We start from the raw sequence: 18,406 nt of genomic DNA, 5'->3' as shown, positions 1-18,406 counted from the left end.
GAGCGGCCTGAGCGGCGGTCGGAGGACCGGTCCGTGCGTCGTTCCGACGAGCGGCCTGAGCGGCGGTCGGAGGACCGTCCCGTGCGCCGGTCGGAGGACCGACCTGAGCGTCGTTCGGACGATCGCCCCGTCCGTCGCTCCGAGGAGCGGCCCGAGCGTCGCGCCGACGGCCGCGGCGAGCGTCGCTCGGACGAGCGCCGTCGTGACGAGCGGCCGCGCGAGCGTCCGTCCGATGCGCTGCGCGCCGACGACCGCGCGACGCCGCCGCAGGACCGGCGACGCCCCTCCGCGAACAGCGCCGAGCGGCCTGACTTCGGTGTGCGGCGCAGCGGCCAGGACAAGCGGCGTCGGCCTGATCGGTAGGCTGTCGGGGTGAACGAGCTCCTGCACCCCGCCCCGCCCGCGATGCGGACGACGGGGACGGTGCGGGTGGTCGGCTCCGGCCTGCTCGGCGCGTCGATCGGCCTGGGCCTCGCCTCGCGCGGGGTCGACGTCGTCCTCGACGACGCCTCGCCCGCCAGCCTCTCGCTCGCCATCGACTACGGGGCCGGCCGCGCCGCGACCGCCGACGACCGGCCCGTGCTGATCGTGGTCTGCGTGCCGCCGGACGTCGTCTCCGGCGTCGTCGAGCGCGAGCTGGCCGCGTTCCCCGAGGCGGTCGTCACCGACGTGGCGAGCGTCAAGATGCAGCCGCTGCGCGAGCTGCGCGCCCGCGGCCTCGACCTCAGCCGCTACATCGGCTCGCACCCGATGGCCGGTCGCGAGCGCGGCGGCCCGGTCGCGGCCCGCGGCGACCTCTTCGTCGGGCGCCCGTGGGTGATCTGCCGTGACGGCGAGACGCCGCCCGAGGCGCTCGCCCGGGTCGAGGCGCTCGCGCTCGACCTCGGCGGCTCGATCATCGAGATGGGCCCGGAGGAGCACGACCGCTCGGTCGGCCTCGTCTCGCACGCGCCGCAGGTGATCTCCTCCCTGCTCGGGCAGCGGCTCGTCGACGCGCCGAACGACGCCCTGCGGCTCGCGGGCCAGGGCGTGCGCGACGTCTCGCGGCTCGCCGCCTCCGCTCCGGAGCTGTGGGTGCAGATCCTCGGCGCGAACCGCGAGCACGTGGTCGCCGTGCTCGACGCCTTCCGCGACGACGTCGCCGCGGTCGCCGACGCGCTGCGCGACCTCGACGCCCCGGGTGCCCGCCGCCTGCTCGCCGAGCACCTCGCCGCGGGCAACGCCGGCGTCGCCCGCCTGCCCGGCAAGCACGGCCAGGACCAGCGCTTCTCCACCCTGATCGTCCTCGTCGACGACACCCCGGGCACTCTCGCCCGGCTGTTCGTCGAGATCGGCGAGGCCGGGGTCAACCTGGAGGACGTGCGCCTCGAGCATGCGGAGGGGCGCCGCGTGGGCCTCGCCGAGATCTCGGTGGTGCCGGAGGCTGTCGGCCCGCTGACCGAGGAACTGACCGCACGCGGCTGGAGGATCGCCGGATGAGCACGGAGCAGAACAGGCAGGAGGGCGGCCTGAACCGGATGACGCCCGCCCGCCGCGCCCAGCAGAGCATCCCGGAGGACGGGGGAGCGGCGCCCGAGCGCGCGAGCGGCTCGCACACCGACGACGTGCCCGACTTCGGCGACGCGGTCGTCGTCGCGATCGACGGACCGGCCGGCAGCGGCAAGTCGAGCGTCTCGCGCGAGGCGGCCCGACGGCTCGACTTCGAGTTTCTCGACACCGGCGCCGCGTACCGCGCGCTCGCCTGGCACGGCCTCGACACCGGGCTCGACTTCGCCGACGAGAACGCGATCGTCGACGCGCTCGACGGCTTCGACTACTCCATCGGCACCGACCCCGAGTCGTACTCCGTCTGGGTCGGCCGGACCGAGGTGACCGCGGCCATCCGCGAGCCCCGGGTGACCGGTCAGGTCTCGGCCGTGGCCAAGGTCCCGGAGGTGCGCCGGCGGATCACGCTGCTGTTCCGCCGCATCATCGGCGAGACCCGGAAGGCCGGCATCATCGTCGAGGGGCGCGACATCACGACGGTCGTGGCGCCGACCGCCGGGGTGCGGATCCTCCTGACGGCGAGCGAAGAGGCTAGGATGGCGAGGCGTTCGCGCGAAGTCACCACGCAATCCGCTGAAGCGACGGGTCAGGCACTGCGGTCCAGGGACCGCGCCGACTCCCAGGTGGTGGACTTCATGAACGCCGCAGACGGAGTCACTCTTCTCGACTCCACTCACCTCGACTTCGAGCAGACCGTCGATGCGGTCATCGCCGAGGTCCGAACTTCGAGAGCAAGGGCCGATCATGGCACAGGACACGCACGTCGGTGACGACGAGCTGAACTTCGGAGACGACGACCTCGTCGAGCGCCTCGGCGACCTCGACGAGCAGCTCGCCTCCTCGCGCGCCCAGGCGCTGCGCAGCGGACTCGAGGACTACGACCTCGACGAGGAGGACCGCGACCTCCTCGAGTACGCCAGCGAGGACCCCGACGAGGTGCGCTACCTCCCGGCGCTGCCGGTCGTGGCGATCGTCGGCCGTCCCAACGTCGGCAAGTCGGCGCTGGTCAACCGCATCCTCGGCCGCCGCGAGGCCGTCGTCGAGGACACCCCCGGCGTCACCCGCGACCGCGTCTCGTACAAGGCCGACTGGCTCGACCGCCAGTTCACCGTCGTCGACACCGGCGGCTGGGAGCCCGATGCGCGCGGCATCGACGCCTCCGTCGCGATGCAGGCCGAGATCGCGATCGACCTCGCCGACGCCGTGATCTTCGTCGTCGACGCGAACGTCGGCGCGACCGCGACCGACGAGCACGTCGTGAAGCTGCTCCGCAAGACCAGGAAGCCCGTGTTCCTCGCGGCCAACAAGGTCGACGACGTGCGCCAGGAGCCGAACGCCGCCTCGCTGTGGTCGCTCGGCCTCGGTGAGCCCCACCCCGTCTCGGCCGTGCACGGCCGCGGCGTCGCCGACCTGCTCGAGACGGTGCTGGAGAAGCTGCCGCTCGAGTCGCTCGTCGCCAAGCGCGAGGTCGGCGGCCCGCGCCGCGTCGCGATCCTCGGCCGCCCGAACGTCGGCAAGTCCAGCCTGCTGAACAAGGCCGCGGGGGAGGAGCGGGTCGTCGTCAACGAGCTGGCCGGCACCACCCGCGACCCGGTCGACGAGCAGGTCGAGATCGCCGGCAAGATCTGGCGCTTCGTCGACACGGCCGGCATCCGCCGCCGCGTGCACCTGCAGCAGGGCGCCGACTTCTACGCGTCGCTGCGCACCTCGACCGCGCTCGAGAAGGCGGAGGTCGCGGTCGTCGTGATCGACGTCTCCGAGCCGATCTCGGAGCAGGACGTCCGCATCATCGACCTGGTGCTCGAGTCGGGCCGCGCGCTCGTGCTCGCCTTCAACAAGTGGGACCTCCTCGACGACGAGCGCCGCCGCTACCTCGAGCGCGAGATCGAGAAGGACCTCGCCCACGTGGCGTGGGCTCCGCGAGTGAACATCTCGGCGAAGACCGGGCGTCACCTCGAGAAGCTGGTGCCCGCGCTCGAGCTCGCCCTCGAGTCCTGGGACACCCGCATCCCGACCGGCAAGTTCAACGCGTTCCTCGCCGAGCTCACCGCGGCGCACCCGCACCCCCTGCGCGGCGGCAAGCAGCCCCGCGTGCTGTTCGGCACCCAGGCGTCCTCGCGCCCGCCGACATTCGTGCTGTTCACCACCGGCTTCCTCGACCCGGGCTACCGCCGCTACATCGCGCGCCGCCTGCGCGAGATCTACGGCTTCCAGGGCTCGCCGGTGAACGTCAACATGCGCGTGCGGGAGAAGCGCGCGCGCTGACACGTTCTGTCGCGGCGGCTCCGGCTCGTCGTTCCGCGTCCGGCTCGCGGGGATCCTCGGATCCCGCGAGCCGGACGCGTTTCTGCGTGCCGGAGCATGCTGATCGAGGAGCCCGCGGAGCGGGCGTCTCGAGATCCCCCCCGGCCGCGCATCCGGCGATCGACCGGTCACGAACGGTCGTGGTCCGCGCGCCGACCCGACCACTCGTGACAGATCGATGGCTGCCGGAGTCAGTCCTGCGTGGCGAACGGCCACCAGGACGGCAGCAGCCGCCGGTACGCCGCGAGGTAGGTCTCGGGAGTGCGCGGCTCGGGGAGCCGCAGCCACGCCTCCATCAGGCCGGTCGAACCGGCGGCGAGGAAGGAGGCGGTGCCGTCCGCGAGGAACGGGGTGATGTCGTCGCCGTCGGGCAGCTGGAGCGTCCCGGTCTCGAGCGTCGCGAGGACGGCCGCGCGGAAGTGCAGCGCGAGCATCGCCCGGACACCCGAGTCGCCGCCGGGAGCGTCGAACGCCCGCAGGTAGAGGTCGCGGCGCGTCTCGAGGTGACTGAGGATCCGCGCCGTGCCCTGGCGAATGGTCGAGTCGGTCGCCGCCCCCGCTCGCAGGGTGTCGAGATACTCGTCGCGGATCGCGTCGAGCTCGTCGGCGAGTGCCGCACAGAGCAGCTCGGCGGCCGAGGTCGCGTGCGCGTAGAAGGTGGAGCGGTTGACGCCGGCGCGGTCGGTGATCTCGGAGACCGTGAGGCTGGAGACGTCTCTGGCAGTCGCCAGATCGATGATGGCTCGGTGCAGGGCCACCTGCGATCGCTTCTGCCGCGCGTCCACTGCTGCTGCCTCCTGTAGGGCGCTCGCTCCGGTCCGCCCGGCGCGTACCGCCTCAGCGATTCTACGGGCGCCGAGCGTCGGTCGTTTTCACTCTCGGCCCCGCGATCCGCTAAGGTAGTCGAGTTGCCCGGGCCTCGGTCCGGACTGCCACGGGCTGTGGCGCAGCTTGGTAGCGCACTTGACTGGGGGTCAAGGGGTCGCAGGTTCAAATCCTGTCAGCCCGACAGAAAGCCCTGATGAGACGTCCGTTCGTGGACAGCGCTCGTCAGGGCTTCGTCGTTTCCGGCGCCGCCGTGCGCGCGTGCCGAGCCGCTCAGCCCAGCAGCTCCGCGACCTCCGCGAAAGCCGCCTCGCGGCGAGCCACCCGCGCCGCCCGCTCGATCGGGTCCTTCGTGAAGAGGGCCTGCGGAGACGGGTGGAACGTGCGCACGACGGCCAGGCCGCGCTCGCGCTCGATGCCCGGGTGCAGCCGGAGCAGGCGGCGCCAGCCGTGGTCGGCGTCGGCGCCCTGCAGCAGGACGACCTCGATGCTCGGCGCGAGGTCGAGCAGGTGCAGGACCGTCGGAATCCCGGCGTCGAGCTGCTCCGCGGTCGGTGCCTTGCCGATGTACCAGGGGTAGGCGTTCCAGGGCAGGAGATCGAACGGCGACAGTCCGACGTCCGTGAGGAGGCGCGACATCAGCTCGGCGGAGTCGTCGTCGTTCTCGGTGCAGAGGAAGCCGCTGCCCGCGCCGTCCCGAGTGCCGGGGCCCGGATCGCGGAGGATGCTCAGCACCCGCGCCTCGGTGCCGCCGTGCAGGGGAGCGACGTAGGGGAGCCAGCCGCGGTCGTACGGGTTCCGCAGCTCGTCGATCCAGCGGTTGATCGGGGCGACGTGGGGCGCGTAGCGCTGCTCCCACTGCTGGCGGCGGAAGTCGAGGTCGGCCATGGCGCGGGGCATGACTGCACCCTAGACCTCGGGTGCACGCGACGATCGGGCAGGCCTGGCGGACTCGAGGACGGCCCAGGCGAGACCGGAGGAGAGCAGGCAGGAGATCAGCAGGGCGCCGGAGAGGGTCAGCAGGACACGGAGTGCATCGTTCCCCTGGCCGTGGAGCGCAAGGCTGGAGGCGGCGCCGGCCACCGGCAGCATGGTGAGCACGACCGCCGCGACCACCCGGCCGAGAAGCAGATCCGAGAAGGCGCGTGATCCGATGCCCGCGAGCGCAGCGGTCGTGCAGCAGAGTGCGAGAGGAAGGACTGCGAGCAGACCCCAGCCGATCCCGTGCAAGTACACCGAGGCCCAGAGAACGACGGCGGGCAGCGACACGGCCGACGAGAGGAGGGCGTGAAGGCCGACACCGGCGAATCCGGCTCGGGCGATCGAGACGTCCGCGAGCGGGAGGTGCTGGTGGTCGAGGTCCTGCGCGGTCGCCTGAGACGGACCCGGAAGCGCGAGGATCAGCACGAGGAGAAGTCCGCCCAACGGCATCGGCACGCTGTCCCGCAACAGGCTGGAGAGCACCGCCACGGCGAGGAGGGCGAGCGCAGTGCGGGGCTCCTGCCAGCGCCGGCGCCGAGTCTGCGCCAGGTGACTCGCTAGGACCGCGCCGACCGCGGAGTCGGGCCATCGCGTCCATGAGGGACGGCCGACGGCGTAGCCCCGGCCGGCAAGAGTCCGGTTCGACTCGCCGGAGAGGACCCGGGTGAGCTGGTTCGCGAGGATGCTCTCCTCGACCGCGGGTTCGACGAAGATTCCGGCTCGCCGGACGAGCAGGCCGACGGCGATGCTCGACAGCAGGAGAACGCCGATGGTGGCGGAAACGTGCGCGAGTCCGCTCGCCTCGGGAGCGAGGATCACCTCGAAGAGGAGACCGGCGGCGCTCATCGCGGCCGACCCGATGGAGTCCTCGCCCACGAGCAGAGACTGCACCCCGAGGGCGATCCAGACCGCGCCCGCGGCGAGGACGCAGGTCAGCGCGAAACGGCGCCGATCAGGCCGGATGATTCTTCCGAGGATGTGGCTGGTCAGGGACGTCGCCCGAACCAGGAGGAGGACGGCCGTCATCGCGCACCCCGAGAGCACGCCCCACGCGACCGGCTCTCCACGGAGAAGCAGAGCCGTCGCCGACGCCGCGGAGGTGCTGGCGAACGCGATCGCCGCGGTCCCGACCGCATGCACCACCACGACGATGCGCGGACCACTCGGGCTCTGCAGCACCCAGGACACGTCCGCGGGCTGCAACCGCAGCGGCGAACCCCGCTGCGCTGTCAGTGACACCAGGATCAGCGAGAGACCGAGGACGAATCCCGCGATCCGCGTGGGGGGCGCCTCCGTCGGAGACCCGCCGGCTCCACCCTGAACCAGGAGCCAGACGCCGCTCGACGCAGCGATCACGAGGACGACGATCGCGAGGGGATTCGTCACGAGGGCCGTGGTGCTGCGGATGCGGATCCGCAGGTAGGCCCGGGAGAGAGCGAGCGCTCCTGCAAGGGGAAGACGCCGCGTTCGTTCAGTCGTCGTCATCGCGAAGAGCTCCTACGACACGGAGGTAGACGTCCTCCAGAGGCGGCTGCCCCTCGAGATCGTCGCGCCCGAGACGCGCGATGTGCGCGATCCTCCCGGCGTGCAGGATCACCGCTCGATCGGCGATGCGCTCCAGCTCGGTCAGCCCGTGCATGGAGAGCAGCACGCCGCAGCCTTCCTCGGCCAGCCGCCGGACCTCGTTCCGGAGCTCGCGCACCGAGACGGCATCGAGGCCGTTGAACGGCTCGTCCAGCAGGAGGAGCCCGGCGCCCTTCAGCAGCGCGAGAACGAGAGCGAGCTTGCGGCGCATCCCCTGCGAGAGCTGATGGGGGAGGAGGTCCTGCTTGTCGCTCAGTCCGTAGCGCTCCAGGAGCGACGGTCCGAGCGACTCGATCCGGGGTGAGCCGCTCAGCCGCTCGATCAGCCGGACGTGCTCCACAACGCTCAGACCCGGGTACAGGTCCGGTTCCTCCGGCATGAGGCTGAGGGCTCGTCGAGCCCCCGTCGTGCCGATCGCGTGACCGAGGACGAGCGCACTGCCATGCGAGGGCTCGTACAGTCCGGCGAGGGTGCGCATGAGGGTGGTCTTCCCGGCGCCGTTGGGTCCGACGAGTCCGACCACCTCGCCGGCGTTAATCGTGAAGGAGACGTCGCGGAGAACACCCACCGCGCCCATCGTCTTGCCGAGCCCCTGGACCTCGAGGATCATGCGATGTGTGCCGCCGTCAGTCATCAGCGGCCAGCCACTGCGCGAGGTCGCCGCCGGAACGTTCGACCGGTGCACGCAGCGGGTCGAGCCCTCCCTCCGCCAGAATCGACCGGAGCATCGCCCGGATGTCCGGCGATCCGCTCGCCGCGGCCTTTTCAACGGCCCGGCGGACAGCGTCGTCGTAGCGCACCCGCCGGCGAGGGAGAAGCCGATTGCGGACGGGTCGCCGTTCTTCCGCTGCGCCCCAGCCGCGTGCGTCGCCGAAGGCCTGCACTGTGAGGGTGGTGCTGTCCTGGACCCCGGTCGTCGTCGCCGCGGCGAACGCCACGTGCAACACCGACACAGCGACACCCTCCTGCTGCGCTGCGCGCTCGGCGATCGCCATGACTGCGCGGAACTCTGCGATGCGATTCATTCGCTTCACCTTTCATGATCTGTGGACGGATTCCTGCCGGCGGTCAGCTCTCTATCGGACCTGCGGGGCCGCGGCGCAGACGGGGCGAGGACGCGATACATCCGCTCGACCGGGCCGCTCAGACCGCGCCTAGCGAGGACCTGACAGGCGAGGACGAGGGTCCCGTGGATCACCAGAGCGATGACCATCGACAGGGCGAAGGGCACGCGCGAATAAAGGGCCAGCCCGTACGCCAGCCCCGCGCAGAGGACGCTCGTCGAGAGGTAGATCGAGAGCGAATACCGGCCCGCGACCGCGAACCACGTCAAGGCACGGATACGAGCCAGCCGGCTTTCATTGCGCGAGAGGAGAAGGTAGATCACGACGGCGAGAGCAGGAGGCGCGGCGACCTGACAGCAGGCTGCAAGAGCGCTCAGCAGCCCCGTGTCCGTCGGGAGGAAGAGCTGGATGGAGAGCTGAAAGGCGTAGGCCCCCAGGGCGATGGCGCTGCTCAGGCCGAGAGCGGCCCGCGCGAACTGGCCGTGAAGGCCGTCCTCTCTGCGCAATCGAGCGAGGGCGATGCCCACGAGGAAGAGTCCGGCGAGTTGAACTCCGCCGATCAGCGCGAAATCCTCCGCATACGTCACCCAATCGATGAGGCGTTGCCCGCTGACGGCGGCGAGGTCCTGCGAGGTGTAGGCCGAGAGGGCTCGGTCGCCCAGCGACTCGTACATCGAGGCGGCGCTGCTCAGCGCTTCGGTGATCTCAGGTCGAACGACGCCTCCGCGGGCGAAGGTGTCGGCGACGGTCAGGATGAGCGGAAGCAGCGTGATGGAGATTCCGATCGCCAGCTGTGCTCGGGGTGGCCGGTGCCGGAACTGCAACGCGACCAATCCGGCCAGCAGGTAGTAGAAGAGCACGTCGCCCCACCAGACGAGCAGGCCGTGCAGGAGACCCAGCATGCCGAGCACGACGAGCCGTCGCGCCGTGCACCGATGGCCGCCGGGTCCCTGTAGGAGATCCGCCAGGCCCGATCCCATGGCGAGCACGAACATCCCCATCCCCGTCATCGTCGGCACGGCGAGGAAGACCGCGACGGCGAGATCATCCGTGAAGCCTCCGGGGAAGGGATTCCGGCCGGCGACGAGCTGGTAGCGGATCGGAGTGAGGATCAGCGGAACGTTCGTGAGGACCACGAGGAGGGTGCCGAATCCACGCAGCAGGTCGGGCGTCAGCAGCCGCTCCGCCTGCTCGCCGCGAGAATCGATTTTCCGGTCAGTCATGATCCTCCTGGACGCTCGCGAGTCGACCCAGCTGGACGATGAGTCTGCAAAGCCCGTGCTTGCTGACGCCGGCTTGAGCGCGGCCCGTGAGGTCGGTGGCGGCGCCCGGCTCCTCCGACACGAAGACGAAACCGTCTGACTCGAGGAGGGTGAGGCACCGCTGAATCGCCGGTCTCGCCAGCATGTCCTCGTTGAGTGCCGGCACGAGACCGACGGGCGCGTTCACGTTCGCGAGTGTGAGCGTCAGGAGAGTTCCGGTGGAGCCATGGGCCAGTGCGCTCAAGGTGGTGGCGGTCGCTGGTGCGACGAGGGCGGCATCGCAGTGCGAAGCGAGCCATCGGTGCGGAGGCTCTCCGCGAGTGAGGGCGAATGTTTCGACGAACACCTCGGCGTGGAGGAGTGATCCGACCGTCGTCGGTGACACCAGGCGGCAAGCCGACGGAGTCATCACCACGCTGTAGCTGCCGACGAGCGAGCCTCGCGCGGCCGCCAGCACCGGCAGGACCGAGAGGACCGCCGGAGAACCTGACATGCCGAGCAGCAGGCGGTCGACGCTAGCCACGGCGACGCGCCCGAAGAAGGAGATGCGGATGATCCGGGTCGAAGCCTCGTCGGGAGAACTCCGAGCGGAGTGCCTCACGCAGCGTGGCCTCGTCTACGTCGGGGTGCGCGTGCAGTGCCGTCGCCGCGCAGGCGGCACGGGATTCGCCTGCGCTAACGCCCGCAGCTCCTTCCATCCAGGCGCTCCCGCCCGGACCGGCCTCGGCGAAGAGGGACCGTCGACACGATCTGTCGGTGTAACGGTCGAACTCGCAGTCCGCGATCATCCGAAGAGCCGGATCTCGATCGCTGTTCGCGAGGAAGATCGTGAACGAGTCCGGGCGCGGGTACTCGCCCCGCTCTGCGAGGACTTTGACGACGTGGCCGGAGGAGACCGCTGGTAGTCGAGACGCCAGAATTCTGCCCACGGTGTGCACGTGTTCCTCGGTGATCGCCAGGTAGATACGAGTTCCCGTCCTCGGCGGGTCGTTCTCGCTCAGGAGGGCTGCGAATCCAGGGGTGTACCTATCCCGCACGGCGGGAAGCCTCAGCGACCCGTCGCGCTGGACGAGCTCGAGTCCGACGGAGAGGTGCAGTCCGTTGCGGACGAAGACCGGTGCCTCGCGCTCAGGAGCGGGGCGGTGAACCCAGCCGGGCTCGCGCCGCGTGACCGTTCCGAACACCGCTTCCGAGGAGAAGGTGGAGCCGCTATCCGAGGGGGACTCGAACCGGTGACGTCGCCTGAGGTGCACCAGCTGGTAGATGGCCTCCTTCAGGCGGGACTCCTCATGGATCGGGAGATGTGCGCGATTCCTCAGCAGCTCGGACACGAGATGGTCAATCACGGGTCCGCTCCCGGTTCCGCTGCCAGAGGTACGACGCGTCCAGACCGAGCGGACGCAGAAGCGTCGACGGGTTCATGAGGATCGTGCAGCCTAGAAGGGCGTAGAGGCGGCCCTGACGGGTCTCGCCGTGAACCAGCTGGGCAAGCGCTCCCGATCGGTGGAGGAGATGTACGCCCGCATGACTGGCCAGGCGCGAGAGATGCTCCTCCGGGTCTCGTATAGGGCTCCCGGAGTACCGGACAGTCGCTCCGTATCCGGCTACGACTGCTCGCACCTGGTCCGAGCAGGAGGAGGCGGCTCTGTCGATGCGCTGCGATGCACGCTCGTCGTCCTCCTGCGGCCGTACTGAGGCAGCCCGCTCGATCATCGAGCCGACCAGCGTGCCGAGGTCGAAGAGTGGATCGCCGATCCTGGCGTATTCGAAGTCGATCAGCCTGGGCCTGCCTGGCGGGTCGAGTAGGACGTTGTCCAGACGGAGATCCCCGTGGATCAGGCAGCTCGGCGGCATCGATGCCAGTTCTTCCAGGCGCGCACCGACCTGTTCGTCCGCCTGGATGAGGCTCATGGTCCGGAGCTGACCGGGCGTCGCTCGAACGAGCTCCCGCGGAGTGATGGGCTCGGCGCACGGAATCAGATCGCGGTACTCGCCGAGAAGACGTCCGGCCCAGGCGGGCCAGGTGCTCGAGCTGAGATGCAGATGAGCGAGGGTCGAGCCCACTCGAGCCCACTCCTGGGGCTCCTCCGAGACCTGTTGCCACCCCTCGCGGGCGGTCTTCCCTGGTAGATGCTCGAGGACCAGCACATCGTGCTCCCGATCATGAAGGATGCACCGGGGAGCGATGTCGGCGACTCCCAGCTCCTTCAGCAGCTGGTAGGCCAGACCTTCGGAGAGGAGCGCGCCGTCTCCTGCCTCCGTTCTCTTCCGTCCCCGCTTGAGAACCAGTTCGCGCCCGGCGGGTACACGGGCGAGAACCAGGTCGTTCCGCTGCTGGGCGATCAGGGTCGAAGGAGCGCCGTCGACGCCGAGACCGGCGAGGTACTCCGCCCACGAGAACGGCGATCCTTCGACCACAGGTCTTCCTCCTCCGATTGCGCTTCGACTACAGGTGACTGGCGGCGGCGGTCTGAGTCAGGGCCTTCAGCACTTGAGCAGCCACGTCGCGCACTTCAGAACCACGGTGGTGCGGATGATGATTCCGCCCATCTCCGGCGCGATGTAGTCGTCGCCGAGCATCGCCTCGATCCGGGCCTCGAACGCGTCGACATCGTCGATCAGGGATCGACCGTGCTCGGCGACGGCCACATCGGCGGCGCGCCTGATGAAGTCGAGGTAGTCGCGCTCCTCAGGAGCGAGGGAGTCACGGAACTCATGGAACGAGGCGGTGAATCGCGCGAGACGGCTGCTCTCGGGATCACAGAGCACTTGCAGCTCTGCTTCGAGGTCGATCGTGTCGAGTACTGCGGACATGGGCTTCTCCTTCTTCGAGCCGGTTCACGTAGCGGTCGGCTACGTCACGGGAAGAGTAGAAGCGCTGCCTCGGCAGGAAAAGAGGTTTGCTCACATTGGCGTGTGATGATCGTTTTCCACGCCGGTCAGGCGCGGCACGTCGTGTCGGGTCCGCGCGGAACCCTTCGAAGAGGAGTCGAGGCCTAGCGCCCGAGCTTCGCGTGGGAGCGGGAGTAGGCGAAGTAGATCGCGAAGCCGATGGCCAGCCAGATCAGGAAGCGGAGCCAGGTCTCGATGGAGAGGTTGAGCATCAGGTAGGTGCAGATCAGGGCGGAGAGGCCGGGGAGCCAGGGGTTGAGCGGGACGCGGAAGCCGCGCTTGAGTTCGGGGCGCTTGCGGCGGAGGACGATGACGCCGACGGAGACCAGGACGAAGGCGGAGAGGGTGCCGATGTTGACCATCTCCTCGAGGACGCCGATCGGGGTCAGGCCGGCCAGCAGGGCGACGATGATCGTGACGACGACGGAGGTGACCCACGGGGTGCGCAGGCGGGGGTGCACCTTCGCGAGGCGCTGGGGGAGAAGGCCGTCCCGCGACATCGCGAAGATGATGCGAGTGGCTCCGATGAGGAGGGTCAGCACGACGGTGGTGAGGCCGGCGACGGCGCCGGCGGAGATGACCGTCGCCATCCAGGTCTGGCCGTGGTAGGCGAAGGCGTTCGCCAGGGCGGCGGAGGGGTCGAGCTCGCGGTAGGGGACCATGCCGGTGACGACGAGGGCGACGGCGCAGTAGAGCACGGTGCAGATGATCAGCGAGGCGATGATGCCGATGGGCATGTCGCGCTGCGGGTTGCGGGTCTCCTCGGCGGTGGTTGCGACGACGTCGAAGCCGATGTAGGCGAAGAAGACCAGCGAGGCGCCGGCGATGATGCCGCCGACTCCGAAGGTCGCCGGCTCGATGCCGGAGAGGAACTGCAGCAGCGGCTGGGCGAGGCCGGACGCGGCCTGCGACGCCTCCGCGGGCGGGATGAACGGCGAGTAGTTGCTCGCGTTGATGAACTGCAGCCCGGCGATGATGACGAACAGCACGATGAAGAGCTTCACGGCGACCAGCACCAGGTTGACGCGCAGGGACTCCTTGATGCCGAAGGTCATCAGGGCGCCGAGCACGAGCACCAGCAGGATCGCGGGGACGTCGACGACGCCGCCGTAGGAGATCGCCTCCGGCAGGACGATGCCGAGCTGCCCGAGGAAGGAGCCCAGATAGGCGCTCCAGCCCTGGGCGACCACGCTCGCGCCGAGGAACAGCTCGAGGATGAGATCCCAGCCGATGATCCAGGCGAAGAGCTCGCCGAGCGAGGCGTAGGAGAACGTGTAGGCGGAGCCGGAGACCGGCACCGTGGAGGCGAACTCCGCGTAGCACATGGCCGCGAGCGCGCAGGCGAAGGCGGCGACGACGAAGCTCAGCACGATCGCGGGCCCGGCGATGTCGTGCGCGGCGCGGCCGGTGAGCGTGAAGATGCCGGCGCCGATCACGACGCCGACGCCGAAGACGGTGAGGTCGAGGGCGCTCAGCGACTTCTTGAGGCGGGTCTCGGGCTCGTCGGTGTCGGCGATGGACTGCTCGACGGACTTGGTGCGGAGGAGGCTCACGGTGGTTCTCTCTGGTGAGGTGACGCGGTGTGCAGCGATTCGCGACGCGACGGCACTCCGGGAGGATAGCGGCGCGGCGGACATCGGCGGCGCGGCGTGCCGATCGCTGAGGCCGCGGACCTGGAGGGACGGCCGCCGCGAGGGCTACCCTTCGACGCATGCACCGGATCTTCACGACGAGCGTCGCCTCCGTGTACCCGCACTACGTGGCGAAGGCCGAGCGGAAGGGGCGGACGAGGGCCGAGGTCGACGAGGTGATCGTGTGGCTGACCGGCTTCTCGGTCGAGGAGCTGCACCGCCACCTCGAGGCCGGGACGACCTTCGAGGACTTCTTCGCCGCGGCGCCCATGAATCCGAGCGCGGTTCTGATCACGGGGGTCGTCTGCGGTGTGCGCGTCGAGAGCGTCGAGGATCCGCTGATGCAGCGGATCCGCTGGCTGGACAAGCTGGTCGACGAGCTGGCGAAGGGCAAGGCGATGGCGAAGGTGCTGCGCGGCTGACCGGCGGTCACCGCTGCAGACCGCGACTCGTGCCCGAGGCCGCGATGCAGGCGTCCCGCAGTCGGCCGAGATGCTCCCGCCATCCGGTCTCGTGCTCAAGGCGGAGTCCTTCCTCCGCGCGGATCTCGGCGAAGCCCTGCTCGACGATGATCACTTCCGCTCCTTCCGCCGACGCCGAACTCACGGTCACCGTCACTGTCAGGAAGCCGCTCCACCCGGGCTCGGTCCACTCGAAGGAGAGGCGCGTCGGGGCGTCGACCGCGAGGACGCGGCCGGTCGCCTCGAACGTGCGCCCGCCGTCCGTCCAGGTCTCACGGAGCGGAGAGCCGGCCACTGCATCGAACTCGAGGTCGGGCCACCAGGTGGACCGGTCGACGAGGAGACGCCAGACCTCCGGGGGCGTCGCCGGGAGGTCGATCGAGGCCAGAGCGGAGTCGTCGCTCGGTGTGCCCTCACTCATCGCTGCCCGTGCTGCCGTCGGACCTCTCGCGCGGTCCTGAGTCGGGCCCCTCTGCGGCTGGTCTGCGTGCCGGCGGACCACGTCGGCGTCGGACGGCCACCACCAGGAGCGCGACGACGGCGACGACGGCGAGCCAGGGGAGGAGGAAGCCGAGGCCGATGAGGGCGCCGTTCGCGGCGACGACCAGACCGTTCCAGCCGGCGAGCAGGCCGTCGAGGAAGCCGGTGGGCTCGGCGGTGACGGGGGACGACTCCGGGAGGACGGTGACCGTGAGGGTCGCCAGCGACACCTGACCCTCGAGGGCGGCGAGCTGCTGCTGGGAGGATTCGAGCGACGCCTGGCGATCGGCGAGGGCGGACTCCGCGGCGAGGAGGTCGGCGAGGCTGCCCGCCTGGGCGATCAGCTCGGTCAGCCGGTCGACGGAGGCCTGGGCGGCTTCGACGCGCGCGCGGAGGTCGATCGCCTGGGTGGTCACGTCGCGCCGGTCGATCGAAGAGCCGGTCACCGTGCCGAGGGCCGCCAGCGACTCTCGAGCGTCGGCGAGCCGGTCGGCGGGGACCCGGATCGAGACGCTCCCCGCGCCCTCGGGGAGGGGCGCGTACTGCGACGGGTCGAGAGCGGGATCGGTTCCGGCCGCCGACGCGCTGGTGCTGGAGCTGATGGTGGAGCTGGAGCTCTCGACGTAGCCGCCGAGCGCGGCGGCGGTCGCGCTGAGCGCGGCGATCGCGTCGGCGACGGAGTCGGCCTCGAGCGTCGCGTTCGCCGTGGACACGACCTCCCGGCCGGTCCCCTCCGCGGACGCGTCGCCGGGCGCCTCCGCCGCGCCCTGCGCCGAGCCGTCGGCGAACTGCGGTGCGGACTCCGCGCCCGACTGCCCGAAGTCGAGACCGCCTGCCTCGCTCGAGGACCCTGCCGCGCTCGATGCGGACCCCACTCCGGCACCGCCTCCGACCAGGGGGCCTACGACGACGGCGACCACGAGGAGGCCCGCGGCGACGCTCCCGATCGCGGCGACGCGTCGGCGACGGGCTCCCCGCTCGCGGCGGGCGGCTGCGACGGCGCGGAAGACGCGCGCCTCGAGTGCCGAGACGCGGTCCTCGTCGAGGGTGTCGAGCTCGGGCGCTGGGCGATCTGAGGCCTGGATCTCGGGAGGTTCAAGCTCGGAGGCCTGGAGCTCATCTCCCCGCGAGTCTGTGGGTTCGGTCATGACGTCTCGGCTCCTCGGAAGTCGTCGACCACCAGGCGGAGGCGTCGACGGACGCGGGACAGGCGGTTGCGGACGGTGGCGTGCGAGACGCCCAGGGTGACGGCGGCCTCCTCGTACCCGCGCCCCTCGGTGGCGCAGAGGCGGAAGATCGCGCGATCGAGCTCGGCGAGCCCGGCCGTCTCGCGGAGGATCGCCTCGGCGAGCGCGGCGGTGACGATCTGCTGCTCGAGGTCGTGCGGCGAGGGCGTCTCGTCGTCGGCCTCGACGGTCCGCTCCCGGTCGCGGAGGCGGGAGCGCAGGCGGTTGGCCGCCTGGAAGCGGCAGATCGTCGCGAGCCAGGGGAGGAGGGAATCGCTCACCAGCTCGAGTCCGCCGAGACGACTCCAGGCGAGGACGAAGGTCTCCTGCGCGACGTCCTCGGCGTCCCGGGGGTCGCGGAGGATCCCGTGCGCGAGCCAGTAGACCGGGCGGACGTAGGCACGGTAGAGGGAACGGAAGGCGAGCTCGCTGCCGGCCGCCGCGCGGCGGACGAGCTCCGCGTCGGTCTCCTTCGGCGGCAGCTGCGACGGCGGCTCTCGCGGCGGCTCGGACGGCCCGGCCGACTTCTGCGCGGCCGTCGTTCCCCCGACAGACGTGCTCTCCTGAGTGGGCGTCATCCGCGGACCTCCTCTCCCTCTCACTCTGACAGTGTCGGGCGGGCGCGGATCGTCTCAGAATCCGATCCGGCCGCTGAGGAGAGCGCCGCCGCTAGGACAGATCCGGGATCACGATCTGCTGCAGTGCCCAGGTGTTGCCGTCCGGATCGGCGAAGTGCACGAACTCGCCCCAGGGCTGCGAGTCGACCTCGGACACCTCCGCACCGCGGGCCAGCAGCTCCTCCCGGGCCTTCGCCGCGTCCGCGACGACCATCTGCAGGCCCTTCTGCGAGCCGGGCGCCATCTCGGTGATGCCGATGCCGAGGACGATGGAGCAGGCCGACCCCGGAGGCGTCAGCTGCACGAAGCGCAGCCCCTCGTGCACCGTGTGGTCGTGGTCGGCGACGAAGCCGATCCGCTCGACGTAGAAGCGCTTGGCGCGATCGACGTCGGTCACCGGAACGGCGACGAGCTCGAGCTTCATGTCCATGGTGTCTCTCCTGCTCCGTGTCCTTCGAGCGCCCGGCCGGGCTCTCGGGGACGACGCTAGAGCGGCATCAGGTCGGTTGACGTCCTCATGGAGGAGCAGGATGTCGGCATGGCCGCGACCACCTCCCGCGCACTCGCTCTGCTCGCCCTGCTGCAGACCCATCGGCAGTGGTCGGGGCCGGTCCTCGCGGCGCGCCTCGGCGTGACGGAGCGGACTCTGCGCCGCGACATCGAGCAGCTGCGCGAGCTGGGCTACGCCGTGGCGGCGACCCGCGGCGCACTCGGCGGCTACCGGCTCGAGCCGGGCAGCCGCGTTCCTCCGCTGCTCCTCAGTGACGACGAGGCCGTGGCCGTGGCGGTCGGACTCCGGCTCGCGGCCGACGAGGGGCTCGCCGACGGCGAGCGGACGACGCTGAGCGCCCTCGCGAAGTTCGAGCAGGTGCTGCCGAGCGCTCTGCGGGAGCGCGTCAGCGCGGTCGGCGGCGTGCTCCGGTCCGCCAGGCCGCGCGCCGCGTCGATCCCGCCGGAGATCCTCGGCCGGATGGCGCTGGCCTGCCGCGACCACGAACGGCTCCGCTTCCACTACGTCGCGGCGGACGGGGCGGAGAGCGACCGCGTCGTCGAGCCGCACGCGGTGGTGTCCACGCACCACAGCTGGGTGCTCGTCGGCTGGGACCGGCAGCGCGAGGACTGGCGGACGTTCCGGCTCGACCGGGTGAGCCGGCTCCTCGAGACCCGCGTGCACTTCGAGCCCCGGCCGCTCCCGGAGGGCGACGCGGCGGCGTTCGTGGCCTCGACCGGGCGGACGGCGCGGTTCGAGCTCGTGATCGACCTGGCGATGCCGATCGACGAGGTGGTGCGGGTCTTCGGGCGATGGTCGGCGGGATCCGTCGCGCTCGACGCTCGGTGGACGCGCTGGCCGGTGGAGGCGGAGACGGTGGCCGGTCTGCTCGCGGCGCTGGTCTGGATCCCGGTGGGCGTGGAGCATCGGGTGGACGGGGATCCGGACACGCTCGCGGCCGTGCGCGCGGCTCTCGAGCGGATGCACGCCGCTGCGTCGAGGTGAGGCCGTCCCTCCACAGGACGGGAGTTGCGACGGCTCTCC

General features: G+C 70.7%; 20 protein-coding genes and 1 tRNA gene. 6 read left to right on the top strand and 15 right to left on the bottom strand.

Features of this window, described 5'->3' with window-relative positions:
* Positions 1–405: 405 nt before the first annotated feature.
* Genes C1I64_RS09485 through der form a run of 3 tightly spaced genes read left to right on the top strand, consistent with a single transcriptional unit; the run spans position 406 to position 3,810 of the window.
* The gene (locus C1I64_RS09485; protein WP_127888515.1) at positions 406–1,479 is read left to right on the top strand and encodes a prephenate dehydrogenase; all 1,074 of its coding nucleotides are present in this window, start codon (positions 406–408) and stop codon (positions 1,477–1,479) included.
* Positions 1,476–2,315 carry a (d)CMP kinase gene (gene cmk, locus C1I64_RS09480; protein WP_243582657.1) on the top strand — a complete coding sequence of 280 codons (840 nt, stop codon included), beginning with the start codon at positions 1,476–1,478 and terminating at the stop codon, positions 2,313–2,315. Before C1I64_RS09485 ends, cmk begins: the two co-directional genes overlap by 4 nt.
* Positions 2,290–3,810: a ribosome biogenesis GTPase Der gene (der, locus tag C1I64_RS09475; protein WP_127887032.1), complete on the top strand. Its 1,521-nt coding sequence runs from the start codon at positions 2,290–2,292 to the stop codon at positions 3,808–3,810. Before cmk ends, der begins: the two co-directional genes overlap by 26 nt.
* 230 nt (positions 3,811–4,040) lie before the next feature.
* On the opposite strand, the gene C1I64_RS09470 is transcribed toward der, so the two are convergent.
* Entirely contained in the window at positions 4,041–4,607 is a 567-nt protein-coding gene (locus C1I64_RS09470) for a TetR family transcriptional regulator (protein WP_127887031.1), read from the bottom strand.
* A 177-nt stretch (positions 4,608–4,784) separates the two neighbouring features.
* Between C1I64_RS09470 and C1I64_RS09465 the strand changes: the two genes are divergently transcribed.
* Positions 4,785–4,858, top strand: a tRNA-Pro gene (locus tag C1I64_RS09465).
* Between the two features lie 89 nt (positions 4,859–4,947).
* Here C1I64_RS09465 and C1I64_RS09460 read toward each other — a convergent pair.
* The 10 genes from C1I64_RS09460 to C1I64_RS09415 form a co-directional block, all read right to left on the bottom strand.
* Positions 4,948–5,574: a uracil-DNA glycosylase gene (locus tag C1I64_RS09460; RefSeq protein WP_127887030.1), complete on the bottom strand. Its 627-nt coding sequence runs from the start codon at positions 5,572–5,574 to the stop codon at positions 4,948–4,950.
* Positions 5,575–5,583: 9 nt separating this feature from the next.
* Positions 5,584–7,140: a hypothetical protein gene (locus tag C1I64_RS09455; RefSeq protein WP_127887029.1), complete on the bottom strand. Its 1,557-nt coding sequence runs from the start codon at positions 7,138–7,140 to the stop codon at positions 5,584–5,586.
* Positions 7,127–7,849 (bottom strand): ABC transporter ATP-binding protein, encoded by a 723-nt coding sequence (locus C1I64_RS09450; RefSeq protein ID WP_164874499.1) that lies wholly within the window; start codon positions 7,847–7,849, stop codon positions 7,127–7,129. Before C1I64_RS09450 ends, C1I64_RS09455 begins: the two co-directional genes overlap by 14 nt.
* A gap of 16 nt (positions 7,850–7,865) precedes the next feature.
* Entirely contained in the window at positions 7,866–8,264 is a 399-nt protein-coding gene (locus C1I64_RS09445) for a hypothetical protein (protein ID WP_127887027.1), read from the bottom strand.
* A 5-nt stretch (positions 8,265–8,269) separates the two neighbouring features.
* Positions 8,270–9,526, bottom strand: coding sequence for a DUF418 domain-containing protein (locus C1I64_RS09440; protein ID WP_127887026.1), 1,257 nt, complete (start codon positions 9,524–9,526; stop codon positions 8,270–8,272).
* Positions 9,519–10,088, bottom strand: a complete 570-nt coding sequence (locus C1I64_RS09435; protein WP_127887025.1) for a flavoprotein — start codon at positions 10,086–10,088, stop codon at positions 9,519–9,521. Before C1I64_RS09435 ends, C1I64_RS09440 begins: the two co-directional genes overlap by 8 nt.
* Positions 10,081–10,911 carry a T3SS effector HopA1 family protein gene (locus C1I64_RS09430; RefSeq protein WP_208645111.1) on the bottom strand — a complete coding sequence of 277 codons (831 nt, stop codon included), beginning with the start codon at positions 10,909–10,911 and terminating at the stop codon, positions 10,081–10,083. The genes C1I64_RS09435 and C1I64_RS09430 overlap by 8 nt, the downstream gene beginning before the upstream one ends.
* Positions 10,904–11,983, bottom strand: a complete 1,080-nt coding sequence (locus tag C1I64_RS09425) for an aminoglycoside phosphotransferase family protein (protein WP_164874498.1) — start codon at positions 11,981–11,983, stop codon at positions 10,904–10,906. The genes C1I64_RS09430 and C1I64_RS09425 overlap by 8 nt, the downstream gene beginning before the upstream one ends.
* Positions 11,984–12,049: 66 nt before the next feature.
* Positions 12,050–12,379, bottom strand: coding sequence for a hypothetical protein (locus tag C1I64_RS09420; RefSeq protein ID WP_127887022.1), 330 nt, complete (start codon positions 12,377–12,379; stop codon positions 12,050–12,052).
* A 182-nt stretch (positions 12,380–12,561) separates the two neighbouring features.
* Complete coding sequence (locus C1I64_RS09415; protein WP_127887021.1) at positions 12,562–14,010, bottom strand: amino acid permease; 1,449 nt, start codon at positions 14,008–14,010, stop codon at positions 12,562–12,564.
* Between the two features lie 158 nt (positions 14,011–14,168).
* Here C1I64_RS09415 and C1I64_RS09410 point away from each other — a divergent pair, with 158 nt between their 5' ends.
* Positions 14,169–14,510, top strand: a complete 342-nt coding sequence (locus tag C1I64_RS09410) for a DUF2200 domain-containing protein (RefSeq protein ID WP_127887020.1) — start codon at positions 14,169–14,171, stop codon at positions 14,508–14,510.
* Positions 14,511–14,517: 7 nt separating this feature from the next.
* Here the strand turns inward: C1I64_RS09410 and C1I64_RS09405 are convergent, their stop codons facing one another.
* The 4 genes from C1I64_RS09405 to C1I64_RS09390 all read right to left on the bottom strand — a co-directional run bounded on the left by C1I64_RS09405 (position 14,518) and on the right by C1I64_RS09390 (position 17,302).
* Positions 14,518–14,970 (bottom strand): SRPBCC family protein, encoded by a 453-nt coding sequence (locus C1I64_RS09405; RefSeq protein WP_127887019.1) that lies wholly within the window; start codon positions 14,968–14,970, stop codon positions 14,518–14,520.
* Positions 14,963–16,177, bottom strand: coding sequence for a DUF4349 domain-containing protein (locus tag C1I64_RS09400; protein WP_127887018.1), 1,215 nt, complete (start codon positions 16,175–16,177; stop codon positions 14,963–14,965). The genes C1I64_RS09405 and C1I64_RS09400 overlap by 8 nt, the downstream gene beginning before the upstream one ends.
* A complete protein-coding gene (locus C1I64_RS09395) occupies positions 16,174–16,833 on the bottom strand; it encodes an RNA polymerase sigma factor (protein WP_123706587.1) in 660 nt (219 codons plus the stop codon). Before C1I64_RS09395 ends, C1I64_RS09400 begins: the two co-directional genes overlap by 4 nt.
* 91 nt (positions 16,834–16,924) lie before the next feature.
* Entirely contained in the window at positions 16,925–17,302 is a 378-nt protein-coding gene (locus C1I64_RS09390; protein WP_127887017.1) for a VOC family protein, read from the bottom strand.
* A gap of 108 nt (positions 17,303–17,410) precedes the next feature.
* On the opposite strand from C1I64_RS09390, the gene C1I64_RS09385 reads away from it, so the two are divergent.
* Complete coding sequence (locus C1I64_RS09385) at positions 17,411–18,367, top strand: helix-turn-helix transcriptional regulator (protein WP_164874497.1); 957 nt, start codon at positions 17,411–17,413, stop codon at positions 18,365–18,367.
* Positions 18,368–18,406: the final 39 nt, after the last annotated feature.

It is taken from the genome of Rathayibacter festucae DSM 15932 (genome assembly GCF_004011135.1).
In the GTDB taxonomy this organism is placed as follows: domain Bacteria; phylum Actinomycetota; class Actinomycetes; order Actinomycetales; family Microbacteriaceae; genus Rathayibacter; species Rathayibacter festucae.
This window is presented reverse-complemented; position numbering and strand designations above follow the sequence as displayed.